At 59.3% G+C, this 17,141-nt stretch carries 15 protein-coding genes; 3 read left to right on the forward strand and 12 right to left on the reverse strand.

Translation table 11 applies throughout. The annotated features are described in order from the left end of the window. Positions 1-33: 33 nt before the first annotated feature. The 4 genes from HBN79_RS14990 to miaE all read right to left on the reverse strand — a co-directional run bounded on the left by HBN79_RS14990 (position 34) and on the right by miaE (position 4,064). Positions 34-1,239 (reverse strand): efflux RND transporter periplasmic adaptor subunit, encoded by a 1,206-nt coding sequence (locus HBN79_RS14990; protein WP_095019325.1) that lies wholly within the window; start codon positions 1,237-1,239, stop codon positions 34-36. Between the two features lie 9 nt (positions 1,240-1,248). Further along, complete coding sequence (locus tag HBN79_RS14995; RefSeq protein ID WP_095019326.1) at positions 1,249-2,724, reverse strand: efflux transporter outer membrane subunit; 1,476 nt, start codon at positions 2,722-2,724, stop codon at positions 1,249-1,251. Then, positions 2,721-3,194 carry a MarR family transcriptional regulator gene (locus tag HBN79_RS15000; RefSeq protein WP_095019327.1) on the reverse strand — a complete coding sequence of 158 codons (474 nt, stop codon included), beginning with the start codon at positions 3,192-3,194 and terminating at the stop codon, positions 2,721-2,723. The genes HBN79_RS14995 and HBN79_RS15000 overlap by 4 nt, the downstream gene beginning before the upstream one ends. Before the next feature lie 261 nt (positions 3,195-3,455). Continuing rightward, entirely contained in the window at positions 3,456-4,064 is a 609-nt protein-coding gene (gene miaE / locus HBN79_RS15005) for a tRNA isopentenyl-2-thiomethyl-A-37 hydroxylase MiaE (RefSeq protein WP_095001718.1), read from the reverse strand. A 220-nt stretch (positions 4,065-4,284) separates the two neighbouring features. On the opposite strand from miaE, the gene HBN79_RS15010 reads away from it, so the two are divergent. Continuing rightward, the gene (locus HBN79_RS15010) at positions 4,285-5,148 is read left to right on the forward strand and encodes a universal stress protein (protein ID WP_095001719.1); all 864 of its coding nucleotides are present in this window, start codon (positions 4,285-4,287) and stop codon (positions 5,146-5,148) included. 4 nt (positions 5,149-5,152) lie between these two features. Here HBN79_RS15010 and HBN79_RS15015 read toward each other — a convergent pair whose 3' ends face one another. Then, entirely contained in the window at positions 5,153-5,623 is a 471-nt protein-coding gene (locus tag HBN79_RS15015) for a DUF1289 domain-containing protein (RefSeq protein ID WP_095001720.1), read from the reverse strand. A gap of 406 nt (positions 5,624-6,029) precedes the next feature. Here HBN79_RS15015 and acnB point away from each other — a divergent pair, with 406 nt between their 5' ends. After that, positions 6,030-8,630 (forward strand): bifunctional aconitate hydratase 2/2-methylisocitrate dehydratase, encoded by a 2,601-nt coding sequence (gene acnB / locus HBN79_RS15020; RefSeq protein WP_095001721.1) that lies wholly within the window; start codon positions 6,030-6,032, stop codon positions 8,628-8,630. A 69-nt stretch (positions 8,631-8,699) separates the two neighbouring features. Here the strand turns inward: acnB and HBN79_RS15025 are convergent, their stop codons facing one another. Together HBN79_RS15025 and HBN79_RS15030 are read right to left on the reverse strand one after the other, a co-directional pair. After that, positions 8,700-9,770 carry an AI-2E family transporter gene (locus tag HBN79_RS15025; protein WP_095001722.1) on the reverse strand — a complete coding sequence of 357 codons (1,071 nt, stop codon included), beginning with the start codon at positions 9,768-9,770 and terminating at the stop codon, positions 8,700-8,702. A gap of 86 nt (positions 9,771-9,856) precedes the next feature. Beyond that, a complete protein-coding gene (locus HBN79_RS15030; RefSeq protein ID WP_095001723.1) occupies positions 9,857-10,096 on the reverse strand; it encodes a sulfurtransferase TusA family protein in 240 nt (79 codons plus the stop codon). Between the two features lie 120 nt (positions 10,097-10,216). On the opposite strand from HBN79_RS15030, the gene HBN79_RS15035 reads away from it, so the two are divergent. Beyond that, complete coding sequence (locus HBN79_RS15035) at positions 10,217-11,647, forward strand: M48 family metalloprotease (protein ID WP_095001724.1); 1,431 nt, start codon at positions 10,217-10,219, stop codon at positions 11,645-11,647. A 39-nt stretch (positions 11,648-11,686) separates the two neighbouring features. Here the strand turns inward: HBN79_RS15035 and nadA are convergent, their stop codons facing one another. From nadA to HBN79_RS15060, 5 genes are all read right to left on the reverse strand, one after another. Then, positions 11,687-12,745, reverse strand: coding sequence for a quinolinate synthase NadA (gene nadA / locus HBN79_RS15040; RefSeq protein WP_095001725.1), 1,059 nt, complete (start codon positions 12,743-12,745; stop codon positions 11,687-11,689). A gap of 213 nt (positions 12,746-12,958) precedes the next feature. Next, positions 12,959-13,645, reverse strand: a complete 687-nt coding sequence (locus HBN79_RS15045) for a type 1 glutamine amidotransferase domain-containing protein (RefSeq protein ID WP_095032087.1) — start codon at positions 13,643-13,645, stop codon at positions 12,959-12,961. An 84-nt stretch (positions 13,646-13,729) separates the two neighbouring features. Next, positions 13,730-14,692 carry a type II secretion system F family protein gene (locus HBN79_RS15050; protein WP_153399190.1) on the reverse strand — a complete coding sequence of 321 codons (963 nt, stop codon included), beginning with the start codon at positions 14,690-14,692 and terminating at the stop codon, positions 13,730-13,732. Positions 14,693-14,716: 24 nt separating this feature from the next. Next, on the reverse strand, positions 14,717-15,703 hold the full coding sequence (locus HBN79_RS15055; protein ID WP_095001734.1) for a type II secretion system F family protein: 987 nt from the start codon (positions 15,701-15,703) through the stop codon (positions 14,717-14,719). Next, positions 15,700-17,139, reverse strand: coding sequence for a CpaF family protein (locus tag HBN79_RS15060; protein WP_095001735.1), 1,440 nt, complete (start codon positions 17,137-17,139; stop codon positions 15,700-15,702). Before HBN79_RS15060 ends, HBN79_RS15055 begins: the two co-directional genes overlap by 4 nt. Positions 17,140-17,141 lie beyond the last annotated feature (2 nt).

Raw genomic sequence — 17,141 nt, forward strand, 5'->3', positions numbered from 1 at the left:
CCACCCTTGCGGCGGGGCTCATGGATTGGCGAATCAGCGTTGGGCGGCCATGTCGCCAGTGCCAGCGCTGTTGCTGTCAATCAAACGCGTAATCAGGGCTTCGGCATCGACCAATTGCTGCGCATACACCGTGGTGGAGAACGAAGCTTTTTGCGGCGGTTGCTGAGCCAGAACCGGACCACTTTGGTCACGCAGGTTGACATCCACAGTCGTCGACAAGCCGACCCGCAACGGGTGCTCGGCCAGCTCATCGGCATTGATATGAATACGCACCGGCACACGCTGGACAATCTTGATCCAGTTGCCCGTGGCATTTTGCGCGGGCAACAGAGCAAATGCACTGCCGGTACCGGCACCGATACTGTCGATGGTGCCGCTGTATTTCACGCCGCTGCCGTAGATATCAGACTCAATATCCACCGCCTGCCCGATACGCATCTTGTGCAACTGGGTTTCCTTGAAATTGGCATCGATCCACAGCTGGTTAAGCGGAATGACCGCCATCAACGCCGTGCCTGGCTGAACCCGCTGGCCCAGCTGCACGGTGCGCTTGGCCACATAACCGGTGACCGGCGCAATCAGGGTGGAACGGGCATTGGCCAGGTACGCCTGGCGCAGTTGCGCCGCTGCAGCCTTCACATCCGGGTGGTTGGCCACCGTGGTGTTATCGACCAACGCCAGGGTGGTGTCGAGTTTTTGCTCGGCATTGCGCAAGGCGCTTTGCGCCGAAGACAGATCATCCCGGGCATGGGACAACTCTTCCTGAGAGATCGCCCCGCCTGCTGCCAGGCTTTTACGGCGGCTGTAGTTGTCCTGGTTTTTCTGCACTTCAACTTTCTGCGCAGCCACCTGGGCTTTCATGCCCTTCACATCACTGAACAGGCCGCGTACCTGGCGCACGGTACGGGCCAGATTGGCTTCAGCGCTCTGCAGGCCGACCTGGGCATCGCTCGGATCGAAATCAATCAGCACCTGCCCTTCATGCACCAGATCGCCATCATCGGCGCCGATACTCACCACCGTACCGGTGACCAACGGGGTGATTTCAACCACGTTGCCATTTACATAGGCATCGTCGGTGCTTTCATTCCAGCGACCATAGAGCTCTTCCCAGGCCCAGACACCCAGCCCGAGCAGGATGACCAAAATTGCCAGGCCGCTCAGCCAGAGCTTGCGTTTGCGCTGGCTGGCAGCGTCCTGGGGTTGTTGCGTTTCATTCGGTGTTTGCACAGTGGCCATGACGGGTACCTAAATTATTCTGCCAGCGAGGGCTTCAGCGGGAGCGGCCGCAGCCGGATTGCCGGGCTCAAGTCCGCCGCCCAGGGCTTGCATCAGTTGAATCGAAAGGTCGATCTGCTCGGCATTCAGGCCCGCCAGCTGGCGCTGCGCCTGCAACAATTGCTGCTCGATGCTGAGCACGTCGAGGTAGTTGCCGACACCCGAGCCGTAGCGCTGCAAGACGGTATCGAACGACTCCTGAGCGATCTGGGTGGCCCGTTGCTGGGCGCTTATCTGCTGGCCCACGGCACTTAACTGCGCCAGGGTGTCACTGACATCGCCCAGGGCGCCGACCAGGATCTTGTTGTATTGCGCCACCGCCAGATCGTAATTGGCGTCCTCTGCGTCCAGCCCGGCACGCAAACGCCCGCCATCAAAGATCGGCAGCGAAATCGCCGGGGCAATATTGAGGAAGCGACTGGCAGAACCGAACAGCGCATCACCCAGCAACGACTGGGTTCCCGCCGCTGCACTCAAATTGAGATTGGGATAAAAACGCGTCCGGGCGGCGGCAATATTCTTGCTCGCCGCCTCTACCCGCCAGCGCGCAGCCACCAGATCGGGGCGACGCCCCAGCAGTTCAGCTGGCAAGCTGCTCGGTAACGCCACGGCGCCCGGGGCGAGGGTTTTCGGGCGAGCGATATCCATCCCGCGGTCCGGCCCCTTGCCCAACAACACCGCCAGCGCGATGCGTGCACTTTTGAGTTGTTTTTCAGCATTGATCAACTGCTCCTGGGAGCTGGCCTCAAGGCTTTCGGTTTGCTGGTACTGGTAATGGCTGTCGATACCGGCTTGCAGGCGGCGCTTGCTCAGGTCCAGCATTTTACCGGTGCGTTCCAGGTCATCCCTGGCCAGGTCGCGCACGATAAAGGCATGTCCCAGGCTGCTATACCCCCGCGCTACATCGGCAGCCAGGGTCAGGCTCGCGGCCTGAGTGTCGACTTCGGCAGCGCGGGCCTGGCCCAACGCCGCTTCCCAGGCCGCACGCTGGCCACCCCATAGGTCGAAGGTGTAATTAAATGTCAGGCTGGCGTTACGTAGCGTGTCGTAACGGCCACCCTGGCCGGTCGGATCCTGGGAACGCGACAGGCGCGAACGCGAAACATCGGCCTCGGCATCCAGGGTCGGCATGCGTGCGGCATCTGCAGCCCCGGCTGCAGCCGTTGCTTGATGGGCGCGGGCACTCGCTATTTGCATATCAGGGCTGTCGCGCAACGCTTGTTCGATCAATCCATCCAGCTGAGTGTCGCCCAGGCGCTTCCACCAGTCCTTTTCAGGCCATGCCGCCGGGCTGACGGTAATGCCTGCAAGGGTCCTGGCCGCTTCCAGGTTTTTCCCGTCCTGGCTCACGCCCTCGGTGTTCAGCCCGCTGTAGCTGGCACAACCGGCCAGCAGCATCGACGTAAAAACCAGGCTAAAGCCTGTACGCAGTGTCTTGTGGCTCATTTTTCACCTAAACGCATGACAGTGATGGGATCACCCGCTGCCAACAGTATTTTCTTGAGGATCTGTTCCAGGCTTTGCAGTTCTTGCGGGCTGATGGCGCCGGCCAGCTGGTTCATCGCATCGGCACCGACCTGCGGCAGAAGGCCTGCCAGGGCCTTGCCGTCTTCGCTCAGTACCAGCCGCACCTGGCGACGGTCAGCCTCGGAACGCTGGCGCACCAGCAGGTTTTTCTGCTCAAGACGATCGAGCATGCGCGTCATCGAGCCGCTGTCCAGGCACAGATGGCGGCAAAGCTCAGCCGGAGTGTCGACGTCGAACTGGGCCATGATGATCAGCACCTTGAACTGCGCCGCGGTGATGCCGTAAGGCTCCATATGGCGGTCAATGATCTTGTCTTTGAGCATGGCCGTGCGCCCCAGGAGCAAACCCAGGGTGCAGTTTTGAAAGTTATCGGGGTGAAAATGCTTCATCAGGGCACCAGGAAGCTGCCTAGGCAGTAATGTTTCTAAATATTACTGTCTAGGCAGCTAATGTCAAGCCGATTATTAGGTGGCTATCTATCTGGTTTTTCAGCGGGCACGCAAACCGGTGCCTAAGAGAGCAACTATCTAGATGATGGTGGGATTGTTGTGGGAGCGGGCTTGCTCGCGAGGGCATCGCCCTGCCTGCATGACAGACCGCAGCGTCTGCATCGCGAGCAAGCCCGCTCCCACAGTAGATCTACAGAAGACTCAAGAAACTGCCGGCACACCACTATGAAAGCGGAATTCAACATCCGGCGATTCAATCAGCTCCTGCTCCGCCGCCCTCACCCGCTCGATCACCTGGGCGATATCCTTGGCGTCGCCATACTGGTAGGCCAGCTTCAGATAACCCTGGAAATGTCGGGCCTCGCTCTTGAGCAGACCGAAGTAGAACTTGCCGAGCTCTTCGTCCAGATGCGGCACCAGCGCCTCGAAACGCTCGCAGCTGCGGGCCTCGATAAACGCCCCCACCACCAGGGTATCCACCAGCTTGACCGGCTCATGGTTGCGCACCACCTTGCGCAGCGCCGAGGCATAGCGCCCGGCCGATAGCTGGCGCAGCTCAATCTTGCGCTTTTTCATCAGACGCATGACTTGCTCGTGGTGCACCAGCTCTTCACGAGCCAGACGCGACATCATATTGATCAGGTCAACATGGGAGTGATATTTGGCGATCAGGCTCAGCGCCGTGCTGGCGGCCTTGAACTCGCAGTTTTTGTGATCGATCAGCAGGGTTTCCTGATCAGCCAGTGCCGCTGCAATCCAGCCGTCAGGCGTTCGGCAACCCAGGAACTCATGAATTTCAGGAAGATTCACGCGCACACTCCCAAGCATTGGGAATTGCACGGCAGACCGGCAGTGATTTGAACAATTGCTGACATGGGACTCACAAAGACTGAATTGAGGCGAGCCGGTGATTATACGGGCACCGGCGCGCAGCACCAACGACACAACTTGATATGCATCAACGCAGGTTCAACTGCCGACCAACTATAGTGAATGCACGCCGTTTCTATTACATGTGGAGTCACCGGTCATGCACAGCATTAACAGCCTGTTGGTCGTCATCGAGCCTCACCTGATGGAAAGCCTCGCACTCAAGCGGGCCAAGCACATTGCCAGTCACACCAAGGCGCATCTGCATCTATTGATCTGCGATAAAAAAAATGACCACTCAGCCCTGCTGAGCGTGCTTGAAAGCAGCCTCAAAAGCGAAGCCTACAGTGTGAGCAGCGAGCAGGCCTGGCACGAAAGCCAGCACGCCACCATTATCAAAGTGCAGCAGGCGCACAACTGCGGGCTGGTGATCAAACAGCATGTGCCCGACAACCCGCTAAAAAAAGTCCTGCTGACCCCTGAGGACTGGAAACTGCTGCGCTATTGCCCTAGCCCGGTGCTGCTGGCCAAAACAGCACAGAGCTGGGAGCACGGCGTGATACTGGCAGCCGTCGACGTGGGCAATAACGACCCGGAGCATATGGCCCTGCATACCAGCATTGTCGACCACGGCTTTCGCATCGCCAGCATGGCCCATGCCGAACTGCATGTGGTCAGCGCCCACCCGGCGCCAATGCTCGCAACAGTCGACGCGGTCTACCCGCTGGATACCGAGCTGGAACAGACCTACCGCGCAGAATGTAAAGTCTTCCAGCAACAATGCGAAATTGACGACAGCCGCCTGCATATTGAAGAAGGCCCGGCGGACGTGATCATTCCGCGGGTAGCCAAAAACCTGGACGCCGTGGTCACTGTGATGGGCACCGTCGCCCGTACCGGCTTTTCCGGGGCCCTGATCGGCAATACCGCCGAAGTGGTGATCGACAAGCTGGAAAGCGACATTCTGGTGCTCAAGCCCGATGACATCGTCGAACATCTGGAGCAACTGGCGAGCAAGCTCTGAGCGCTTACTCGCCAAACGCATCCTTCAGAAAGCCCGGGGCGATATAGCGCTGATAATGCGCTTCGGACAGGAGGAAAAATTCCCGATCAATGGCATCGCGCAGATCGGTCAGCGGCCAGCCGCGAAACTCCGGCAACAGCACCATGCCGTACAGCTCCAGCTGGTTGATCACCCGCGCCCCGCGGGCAATCAGCTGGTAGGCCCAGCAATACTCGGACTGGGCAGGCACAAAGCGGATTTTGCGCGCCACCAGCTGGTCACGCAGCGTGGCCCGGTCGAACACTTCGACCTTGCCGGCCATCACCTGCACCAACAACTGCTCGAGCCGACGCCACACGGCACGCTTTTCTTCCTCGTTGTAACCGTTCCAGTTGATCACTTCATGATGGAAACGCTTGCAACCACGGCACACAAGGTCGCCGTAAACCGTTGAGCAAAGGCCTATGCAGGGGGTCTTGATGGTTTGATTGGACATGGCGAAATAGAGCACTGCAGAACGAAACAGGTGGCCATGTTAGCCCTTTGTCTAACGCAGATCACCCCTCAACCTTCAGGGCCTAACTTACCTTTAACAAGTTTTTACCGTAGAATCGGCCTGCCTTTTAAGGCGCCAATGTCCGTTAGAAGCTGTTTTCAAAGCGTCACGAGCACAGTTGATCCCGAAGAACGGTGTTGGTGAGGGGTGTTTGCACTGCAGATACCCCCACCGACATTCATCATCTCCCCCGTTCGGAAGGCGTAAAACTTTGAAAACAGCTTCTGTTGGGAATCCTTGAAACTCTGGCCAAGCGGCTCATAAAGCCGCGCAGCGCATGAGTGCTCGGCATTCCTGGATGAGCGTCCCGGACACCCATTTGGGACCAATGATGAGGGTAATAACTGTGCTTGAAGCCTACCGCAAACATATCGAAGAGCGCGCAGCACTGGGTATCGTTCCCCAGCCGCTTAACGCCGAACAAACCGCAGGCCTGGTTGAGCTGCTGAAAAACCCGCCTGCCGGCGAAGAAGAATTCCTCGTAGACCTGATCACCAACCGCATTCCGCCGGGTGTTGACGAAGCTGCTTACGTAAAAGCCGGCTTCCTGGCCGCGATTGCCAAAGGCGAAGCGACCTCTCCGCTGATCAGCAAAAAACGCGCTGTTGAACTGCTTGGCACCATGCAGGGCGGCTACAACATCGTGACCCTGGTTGACCTGCTGGACGACGCGGAGCTGGCTCCGGTTGCCGCCGAGCAACTCAAGCACACCCTGCTGATGTTTGACGCCTTCCACGACGTTGCAGAAAAAGCCAAGAACGGCAATGCCCACGCCAAAGCCGTGGTGCAGTCCTGGGCTGACGGCGAGTGGTTCAAGAACCGCCCTACCCTGGCTGACAAAATCAGCCTGCGCGTGTTCAAGGTAACCGGCGAAACCAACACCGACGACCTGTCGCCGGCACCGGACGCCTGGTCGCGCCCTGACATCCCGCTGCACGCCCTGGCCATGCTGAAAATGGCCCGTGACGGTATCGTGCCGGACGTGCAAGGCTCCATCGGCCCGATGAAGCAAATCGAAGAAATGCGCGGCCAGGGCTTCCCTATCGCTTACGTCGGTGACGTAGTCGGTACCGGTTCGTCGCGCAAGTCGGCAACCAACTCCGTACTGTGGTTCTTCGGCGACGACGTTCCTTATGTACCGAACAAGCGTGCCGGCGGTTTCTGCTTCGGCAGCAAAATCGCTCCGATCTTCTACAACACCATGGAAGATGCTGGCGCACTGCCAATCGAATTTGATGTTTCCAACATCAACATGGGCGACGTGATCGACCTGTACCCGCACGCAGGCAAAGTCTGCAAGCACGGTACTGACGAAGTCATCACCACTTTCGAACTGAAAACCCCGGTTCTGTTGGACGAAGTACGCGCTGGCGGCCGTATTCCGCTGATCATCGGCCGCGGCCTCACCGAGAAGGCTCGCGCCGAGCTGGGTCTGGGCCCTACCGACCTGTTCAAGAAGCCTGAAGCACCGGTTGAAAGCACCAAGGGTTTCACCCTGGCGCAGAAAATGGTCGGCAAGGCTTGCGGCGTGACTGGCGTTCGTCCAGGCACTTACTGCGAACCGAAGATGACCACCGTAGGTTCTCAGGACACCACCGGTCCTATGACCCGTGACGAACTGAAGGACCTGGCGTGCCTGGGCTTCTCCGCTGATCTGGTGATGCAGTCGTTCTGCCACACCGCGGCTTATCCAAAGCCGATCGACGTGACCACCCACCACACCCTACCTGACTTCATCATGACCCGCGGCGGTGTTTCCCTGCGTCCGGGCGACGGCATCATCCACAGCTGGCTGAACCGCATGCTGCTGCCGGATACCGTCGGTACCGGTGGTGACTCCCACACCCGTTTCCCGATGGGCATTTCGTTCCCGGCCGGTTCGGGTCTGGTGGCGTTCGCCGCAGCTACTGGCGTAATGCCATTGGATATGCCGGAATCGGTTCTGGTTCGCTTCAAGGGCGAAATGCAACCGGGCATCACCCTGCGTGACCTGGTTCACGCCATTCCTTACGTCGCTATCCAGAAAGGCCTGCTGACGGTAGAGAAGAAAGGCAAGATCAACGAATTCTCGGGTCGTATCCTGGAAATCGAAGGTCTGGACAACCTGAGCATCGAGCAAGCCTTCGAACTGTCCGACGCTTCGGCAGAACGTTCGGCCGCCGGTTGCACCATCAAGTTGTCCAAAGAGTCGATCACCGAATACCTGAATTCCAACATCACCCTGCTGCGCTGGATGATCGGTGAAGGTTACGGCGACGCACGTACCCTCGAGCGTCGTGCTCAAGCGATGGAAGCCTGGGTAGCCAACCCTGAGCTGATGGAAGCCGATGCTGACGCCGAATACGCGCACATTATCGAAATCGATCTGGCTGACATCAAAGAGCCTGTGCTCTGCGCGCCAAACGACCCGGATGACGCCCGTCTGCTGTCCAGCGTTGCTGGCGAGAAAATCGACGAAGTGTTTATCGGTTCGTGCATGACCAACATCGGCCACTTCCGCGCTGCGGGCAAGTTGCTGGACAAGGTCAAAGGCCAGCTGCCAACCCGTCTGTGGCTGTCGCCGCCGACCAAGATGGACGCTCACCAACTGACCGAAGAAGGCTACTACGGTATTTACGGCAAAGCTGGCGCGCGCATGGAAATGCCGGGCTGCTCGCTGTGCATGGGTAACCAGGCACGTGTAGAGCCGAACTCGACTGTTGTGTCGACTTCGACCCGTAACTTCCCGAACCGTCTGGGTGACGGCGCGAACGTTTACCTGGCTTCGGCCGAGTTGGCGTCGGTTGCCTCGATCCTGGGTCGCCTGCCTTCCGTTGAGGAATACATGGCCTACGCGGCAGAGATCAACACCATGGCTGCGGACGTGTACCGCTACCTGAGCTTTGATCAGATCGCCGAATTCCGTGAAGCGGCAGCCAATGCCAATATCCCGGTTATTCAAGCGTAAGCTGATGCAGTAACGAAAAAGCCCCGACTCTTACGAGCCGGGGCTTTTTCATCTCTGGCGTTCAGTGATTTACAACAGCGGTGATACGACTTGCTGCTCGCGCGGCCAGGCATCGAGCACGGCCTTGAACAAGGTCGCCAGCGGGATCGCAAAGAATATCCCCCAGAACCCCCATAAACCGCCAAACAACAGCACCGCACAAATGATCGCCACCGGGTGCAGGCTCACCGCCTCGGAGAACAGCAGCGGTACCAGCACATTGCCGTCCAGGGTCTGAATGATCCCGTAGACCGCCATCAGGTAGATAAACTGATCGCTCCAGCCCCACTGGAACAGCGCAATCAGCAGCACCGGCACCGTCACCACCACCGCCCCGACATAGGGCACCACTACCGAAACCCCCACTAGCAGCGCCAGCAAGGCCGCATAGTTGAGGCCCATGGTGACAAAGGCGATATAGGTCACGCCGCCACAAATGATGATCTCGATCACCTTGCCGCGAATGTAATTGGCAATCTGGCGGTTCATTTCTTCGGCCACGCGGGTAATCAATGCCCGTTCACGGGGCAAATAACCCCGCACCCAACGGCCAATCACCGCGCGGTCCTTGAGGAAGAAAAACACCAGGATCGGCACCAGCACCAGATAAATCATGATGTTGACCAGCAGCGGCAAACTGGACAGCGAAAAGGTCAGTGCCAGTTGCCCGAACTTGCCGATTTCACCCCGTGCAACTTCGATGGCCTGTAACACCTGCTCATCCGACACGAGGTGAGGGTAGCGCTCAGGCAGCAACAGCAACAACGATTGCCACTTGGCAAGCATGCCCGGCAGCTCGTTGAACAGGGTGATCAACTGATGCCAGAGCAAAGGCACTACCACCACCAGAAACACCAGCAACAGCCCCATAAACAGCGCAAACACCAGCCCGACTGCCGCCGCGGCCGGCATCCGCATGCGTTCCAGTGCAACCACCAGGCCCTGCATCAAATACGCCAGCACCATGCCCGCCAGCACCGGCGCCAGCATGCCGCCCAATGTCAGTACGGCGGTGAAAGCCAACACCAGCAACACCGCCAGCACCACTGCTTCTTCATCAGAGAAATAGCGCTGCACCCAACCACGTAAAACCTTGAACATCGATATTCCTTAAAAGAAAGTGCAGCGCTTCTGCGGCAGCGATTCATTCGCGAGCAGGCTCGCTCCCACAGCGAGGTCAAGCAGGCTCAGGCCTTGCGTAACCAGTAGCGATAAGTGCCAGCATCTACTTCTTCACGCAGCAACTCATGGCCTGCCAGGCGCGCGAAGGTACGAATGTCCCGTTGTGAGCCGGCATCGGTGGCAATCACCTTGAGGGTCTGGCCACTGCCCATTTTGTTAAGCGCCATCTTGGCCTTGAGCAGTGGCAGCGGGCAATTGAGCCCGGCAGCATCCAGTTCGGCATCATGGGCCAGCACATCAGTCATTGCATACGTCTCCACAGAGGGCTTTTTTTATGCGGGCTAGAATACCCCAAGCAACCCCGCCACTGGTCGCCAGCCAAGTGTCCAGCTACAGTAAGCGCTTTACCGACCAGAGCCTTGTGCATGACTTTTCTGCGCCCTACCCTGTTGACGCTCGCTTGCCTGCTCGCATCACCGAGTTTCGCCGACGATTTACCGTCTCTGGGTGACGCCAGTTCGTCCATTGTCTCGCCACAGCAAGAGTACCAACTGGGCCGCGCCTGGCTGGGCATGTTGCGCGGCCAGGTGTCACAACTCAACGACCCGCAGCTCAAGGACTACGTCGAGACCAGTGTCTACAAACTGGTCGAAACCAGCCAGGTGCAGGACCGCCGCCTGGAATTCATCCTGATCAACAGCCCGCAGCTCAACGCCTTCGCCGCACCCGGCGGCATCATCGGGGTTAACGGCGGTCTGTTCCTCAATGCCCAGACCGAAGGTGAATATGCCTCGGTAATGGCCCACGAACTGGCCCACTTGTCCCAACGCCACTTTGCCCGTGGCGTGGAAGCCCAGCAGCGCATGCAACTGCCGATGATGGCAGCGCTGCTCGCCGGGATCATCGTTGCAGCCTCTGGCGCAGGAGATGCCGGCATCGCTGCGATTGCCGGCACCCAGGCTGCGGCCCTGCAAGAGCAGCGACGCTTCTCGCGCCAGAATGAGCAGGAAGCTGACCGCATCGGCATTCTTAACCTGGAGAAAGCCGGTTACGACCCGCGCTCCATGCCCACCATGTTTGAGCGCCTGATGCGCCAGTACCGTTTTGATGGCAGGCCGCCGGAATTTTTGCTGACTCACCCGGTCACCGAGTCGCGTATCGCCGATACCCGCAACCGCGCGGAACAGGCCCGGCCAGGCGGCACTGAAGACAGCCTGCGCTATCAGTTGATCCGCGCCCGGGTGCAACTCAATTACGAAGAAACCCCGGGGCTGGCGGCCAAACGCTTTCGCCAGCAACTGGATGAAAACCCGAAAAATAACGTAGCCCGTTATGGCCTGGCGATTGCCTATATAAAAGGCAGCCAGTTCAACGAAGCCCGCGAGACCCTCAAGCCACTGCTGGAAAAGGCGCCCAACGACATCACCTATAACCTGGCACAGATCGAGCTGGACATGGACAGCAACCGCCTGAGCGAAGCCCAGCAACGTATCGACCGGATGCGCACCCTGTACCCGGGCAATTACCCGCTCAATCAGGCCCGGGTTGATTTGCTGCTCAAGCAGAATAATCCCAAGGAAGCCGACAAGGCCCTTGAGGCGCTGCTCAAGAGCCGCCCCGACGACCCGGATGTCTGGTATTCGGTTGCCGAGACCCGAGGTTTGTCAGGCAATATCATCGGCCTGCACCAGGCCCGTGCGGAGTACTTCGCATTGGTGGGGGATTACCGCCAGGCCATCCAGCAACTGGATTTCGCCCAGAAGCTGACCAACAACTTTCAGCTGTCGGCACGCCTGGATGCTCGCAAGCGGGAGTTGATGGATCAGGAACGGGCGCTCAAGGAAATGATGAACTGAGCCTGACTGGCTCAGTTCCTGTGGGAGCGGGTTTGCTAATCAGGCATTCCCCGCCAGCTTCAACCGCGCTGCCTGGGTGAAATCGAGCATGCGCTTGAGCGGGCGAATGGCATGGGGCACCAGTGCCGGGTCGACAAAGATTTCGTTGCTGCCCTGCTGCAAGCATTCCAGCGTGCGCTCCAGGGTATTCATCGCCATCCACGGACAGTGCGCGCAACTGCGGCACGCCGCACCGTTACCCGCGGTCGGGGCTTCGATAAACACCTTGTCCGGGCACAACTGCTGCATCTTGTAGAAAATGCCGCGATCGGTGGCCACGATAAAGGTCTTGTTGGGCAGGTTCTGCGCCGCAGCAATCAACTGACTGGTAGAGCCCACGGCATCGGCCAGATCGATCACCGACTCTGGCGACTCCGGGTGCACCAGAATCGCTGCATCCGGGTACAGCGCCTTCATGTCTTCCAGCTGCTTGGACTTGAACTCTTCGTGAACGATGCAGGCACCGTCCCACAGCAGCATGTCGGCACCGGTCTGGCGCTGGATATAACGGCCCAGATGCTTGTCCGGCCCCCAGATAATGGTTTCGCCGTTATCCATCAGGCTTTCGACGATTTCCAGCGCACAGCTTGACGTCACCACCCAGTCCGCCCGGGCCTTGACCGCCGCCGACGTGTTGGCATACACCACCACCGTGCGCTCGGGGTGCTTGTCGCAAAACGCGGAGAACTCTTCCACCGGGCAGCCCAGGTCCAGCGAGCAGGTGGCCTCCAGCGTCGGCATCAGCACGCGTTTTTCAGGGGTGAGGATTTTTGCGGTTTCGCCCATAAAGCGCACACCGGCGACCAGAATGGTCTTGGCCGGGTGAGCCGCGCCAAAGCGGGCCATCTCCAGGGAGTCAGAGACACAGCCGCCAGTTTCTTCGGCCAGGGCCTGAATCACCGGATCACAATAAAAGTGCGCCACCAGCACCGCGTCGCGGGCTTTAAGTTCAGCCGCGATTTGCGCCCGCAGGCTGAGGGCTTGAGCCTCAGTCAACGGCTTGGGCTGCTTGGCATCAAGGTGGGCTTGAACCAGAAGTCGTTCAGAAATTTGCGTCATGTTCGCAAGACCTGCAAGCGCTGTTGCGCGAAAGTCGAGTGTACCACCAGCTCCGGGCCGGCAAGCCCCGCTGGGAGAATGTATGTATCAGGCACGGACAAGCACTGAAGCGCGACAAGGCTACAGAATATCCTTGGGATTCAAAAGTTTAATGTGGGTATCAGGCAGGTAGATGCAGGCTGAGGGGCCTGCATCGGCTTTAGAACGGGGATTTTACTGAATCGCCGCCAGTACCAGCTCGGCCACCGGCCCGCCCGATGCCGGGTTTTGCCCGGTAATCAGCCGTCCGTCTGCGATGGCAAACGGTGCCCATGGGGTACCGGCCTTTTGATACAAGGCACCGCGCTTCACCAGCTCGGTTTCGGTCAGGTACGGCACATGCTGGCTTAATCCGGCCAGGTCTTCCTCTTCATTGGAAAAACCAGTGACTTTCTTGCCCTTGACCAGCAGCTCACCATTACTCAGCTTGATATTCAGTAAACCCACAGCGCCATGACACACCGACGAAACCACCCCGCCGTGCTCATAGATATGACGGCTGAGCGCTTGCAGTTTCTCGTTGTCAGGAAAATCCCAGATAACGCCATGGCCGCCCGCGTAATAAATGGCGATGTAGTCATCCGGGTTGACCTGATCGGGCTTGAGCGTCGCGCCCAGCCGGTTCATGAAGGCCTTGTCGTGATACCACTGCCAGTCAATCGGCGACGCCATGTCGGCGGCCAGGCTGTGGGGGTCGATCGGCGTGTACCCACCTTGCGGGCTGACGTAGTCGACGGCATAGCCTGCGGCCTCGACCTTGTGCACAAAATGCACGGCCTCGCCCAGCCATAAGCCTGTGGCGCGATCAAGGTTCGGGTATTTCTCGACGCTGGTCAGTACCACCAAAATCTTCTTGCTCATGGTCAACCTCCTGTTTGTGCGGACACCGGCAAACCGGTGGGAACAAGAGCATAGACCACAGCAACACGCATTCGTCCTGTGCACTCAAATCTTGCCGAACACCTTGAACACACTGATGATCGCAGGCCCGATGGCCACCAGGAAAAAGCTCGGCCACAGGCAGAAGATCAGTGGAAACACCAGCTTGGTACCGACTTTGGCGGCCTTTTCTTCAGCCAGCTGGGTGCGCCGATCGCGAAACTCTTCAGCATAAATCCGCAGGGTCGTACCCACACTGGTACCAAAGCGAATGCTTTGTGCCAGCAAGCTCACCAGCCCGCGAATATCTTCCAGCCCGGTACGCTCGGCCAGGTGCTTGAGCGCCTCAGTACTGGGCACCCCGGCACGCACCTCGGCGTTGACCAGCGCCAGCTCCATGGCCAGGTCAGGCTGGCTGACGGCCATTTCCTCGGCCACCCGTTCAATAGCCTGGGGCAAGGCCAGGCCCGATTCCACACACACCACCATCAGGTCGAGGGCATCCGGGAAGGCAATGAGCAACCGCGACATGCGCGACTCCTTGCGTGAGCTGACATAGATCGCCGGTATCAGCCAGCCCACCCCGAGCGCTACTGCCAGGATGCCGCCCCCCAGCAGCAGCGACATGTTGGGAATAAACGGCAATGCCAGAAGCGCAATACCCATCAGCAGCAGTGGCAGCAGCAGACGAATCGCCCAGTACACCTGCACCGCAGACGGCGAGCGATAACCGGCATGGATCAGCAGGGTCCGGGTGGCCGATGCCCCCCGGGTCTCACCGGAGCTGAAACGCTGCCCGACCTGCTCCAGCATCATTTGCAGATTGCTCGGCGGCGCCCGGTGGTCGACACCATGCCCGCGCTTGATCAACATCAAGCGCCGCTGTACCGGGCTTTGCAGGCCCTTGACCAGCACCGCCAGGGTGACCACCACCAACACCACACTCAGGCCGATCACTGCGGCAAACAGCATTCGGGTCAGTTGCTCGTCACCCACCATCCGATTGATCAGTTCCAGTAAATAGTTCATGTCACCCTCCAGGGCGAGCCGTGTTCAAACCTGAATCCGGATGATTTTGCGAATCCAGAAAATCCCGATGATCATGGCCACAAAAGCCCCCATGATCAGCTTCTGGCCCATGGGCTCCTTGAACAGCAGGGGCATATAAGTCGGGCTGGAAATCAGGATGGCCAACGCCAGCACAAAGGGCATCGACACCAGAATCCAGCCGGACATCCGCCCTTCAGCCGAGAGCGTCTTGACCTTGCGATGGAAGCGAAAGCGCCCGCGGATCAGGCTGCTCAAGCGGGTCAACACCTCGGTCAGGTTGCCGCCGGTTTCGCGGTGGATCAGCACCGTGGTCACCAGCATCATCACCGTCATGCTGGGCACCCGTTCCAGCAGGCCGAGCATGGCCCGGCGCACATCATTGCCATAGTTGATATCGGCAAAGGCCAGGCCGAACTCGTAAGCCACCGGCCCGTGATGCTCTTCGGCAACCAGTTGCAGGGTTTCGTTAAACGGATGCCCGGCGCGCAAAGCCCGGCACATGGCATCCAGCGCATCGGGCAAACCCTCTTCAAACTGGGCAAAACGCTTGATGCGATCGTGGGAAATCTTCCAGATGGGTAGCCAGAAGCAGACAAACGCCGCCGGCAACGCCACCCACCACAGCTGCAACAACGACCACAACACCAGCCCCACTGCCGTGGCCAGTACCAGCCCCAGCAGCAACACGCGGTAGGCCCTGTATTCATGGCCGGCCTGCTCGATCATCTGCGCCAGGGTTTCCATCATCGGCAACTGCTCGAGGCGGGCCTCAAGGGGTGGCAGACGCCGCAGGTATTTCTGGCGCAGGATCGACTGCATATTGGGCAGGTTACTCGCCCGCTCCAACAGGTTAAGGCGCCCGCGAATGCGCTTGCGCACCTGGTTGGCCTCACCGAACACCGGAATGGTCAAACCCTGACTGAGCAGGAACATGGCAGTGAACACCATGCCCAGGAACGCCAGGATAAACTCGCCAGGAACCTGATTCATGACTGCCCCTCCATCCATTCCGGCCGGAACAGGCTGAGCGGCAGCTCAATACCCCGTTTGGCCAGCACATCACGAAATGCCGGCACCATGCCGGTTGAGCGGAACTCGCCCAGCACTTCCCCTTTCTCGCCCATGCCGCTGCGTACAAAGGCGAAGATCTCGGTCATGGTAATGATGTCGCCTTCCATGCCATTGATTTCCTGCACGCTGACCAGGCGCCGGGTACCATCCTCCTGACGCTCCAGCTGGATGACCACGCCGATGGCCGAGGCAATCTGCTGACGCATGGCCTTGATCGGAAAGGTGGCGCCGCTCATCGACACCATGTTTTCGATCCGCCCCAGCGCGTCGCGGGCCGTGTTGGCGTGAATAGTGGTCAGCGACCCGTCGTGGCCGGTGTTCATGGCCGTCAACATATCCAGCGCCTCGGCACCACGCACCTCACCGATCACGATCCGGTCAGGGCGCATGCGCAGGCTGTTGCGCACCAGTTCACGCTGACCCACCTCGCCACGCCCCTCGATATTCGAGGGCCGGGTTTCCAGGCGCACCACATGGGGCTGCTGCAATTGCAGCTCGGCGGAGTCTTCAATGGTGACGATGCGCTCGTTGTGCGGGATAAAGCTGGAGAGCACATTGAGCATGGTGGTCTTGCCGCTGCCGGTGCCGCCGGAGATCAGCACATTGAGCCGCCCGCGCACGATGGCCTTGAGCATCAGGGCAATGGCCGGGGTCAGGGTGCCCATCTGCACCAGGCTCTGGGTATTGAGCAGGTCTACAGCGAAGCGGCGGATCGACATGCTCGGCCCGTCGATGGCCAGCGGCGGGATGATCGCGTTGACCCGCGAGCCGTCCTTGAGCCGTGCATCCACCAGGGGCGAGGACTCATCGATACGCCGCCCGAGGCTGGAGACAATACGGTCGATGATATTGAGCAGATGATGATCGTCGCGAAAACGCACATCGGTTCTCTGCAATTTGCCGAAGCGCTCGACGTACACCGAGTCAAAACCATTGACCAGAATGTCCGATACGCTGCTGTCACCCAGCAGCGGCTCCAGCGGCCCGAGGCCCAGCACCTCGTCGGTAATCTGCTTGATGATCAACTGACGGCTGCTGGCACTGACCGGTGCCGAGTACTCATCCAGCAGGCGCTGACTGATCTCGCGAATCTGGCGCCCTGCATCGGCCAGCTCCAGGGTGTCGAGCAAGGACAGGTCCATGACCTTGAGCAACTGCTGGTAAATCTTCTCCCGCCACTCGGCTTCCATGGAGCTGAGCTTGGTGCGGGTTTCATACACCACATCCGGCACGCTGGCTTCCCAGGCCATCAATACACTGGTGCAATCGGCGCCCTCGACAGGCAGTGCCACCACTTCTGCGGAGGCCAGCTTGCCGGCTTGCTGACGCAGACGATTACGAAAGTCGCTGAGCATGG

It is taken from the genome of Pseudomonas sp. WS 5051, from assembly GCF_012985715.1.
Lineage (GTDB): Bacteria > Pseudomonadota > Gammaproteobacteria > Pseudomonadales > Pseudomonadaceae > Aquipseudomonas > Aquipseudomonas bubulae.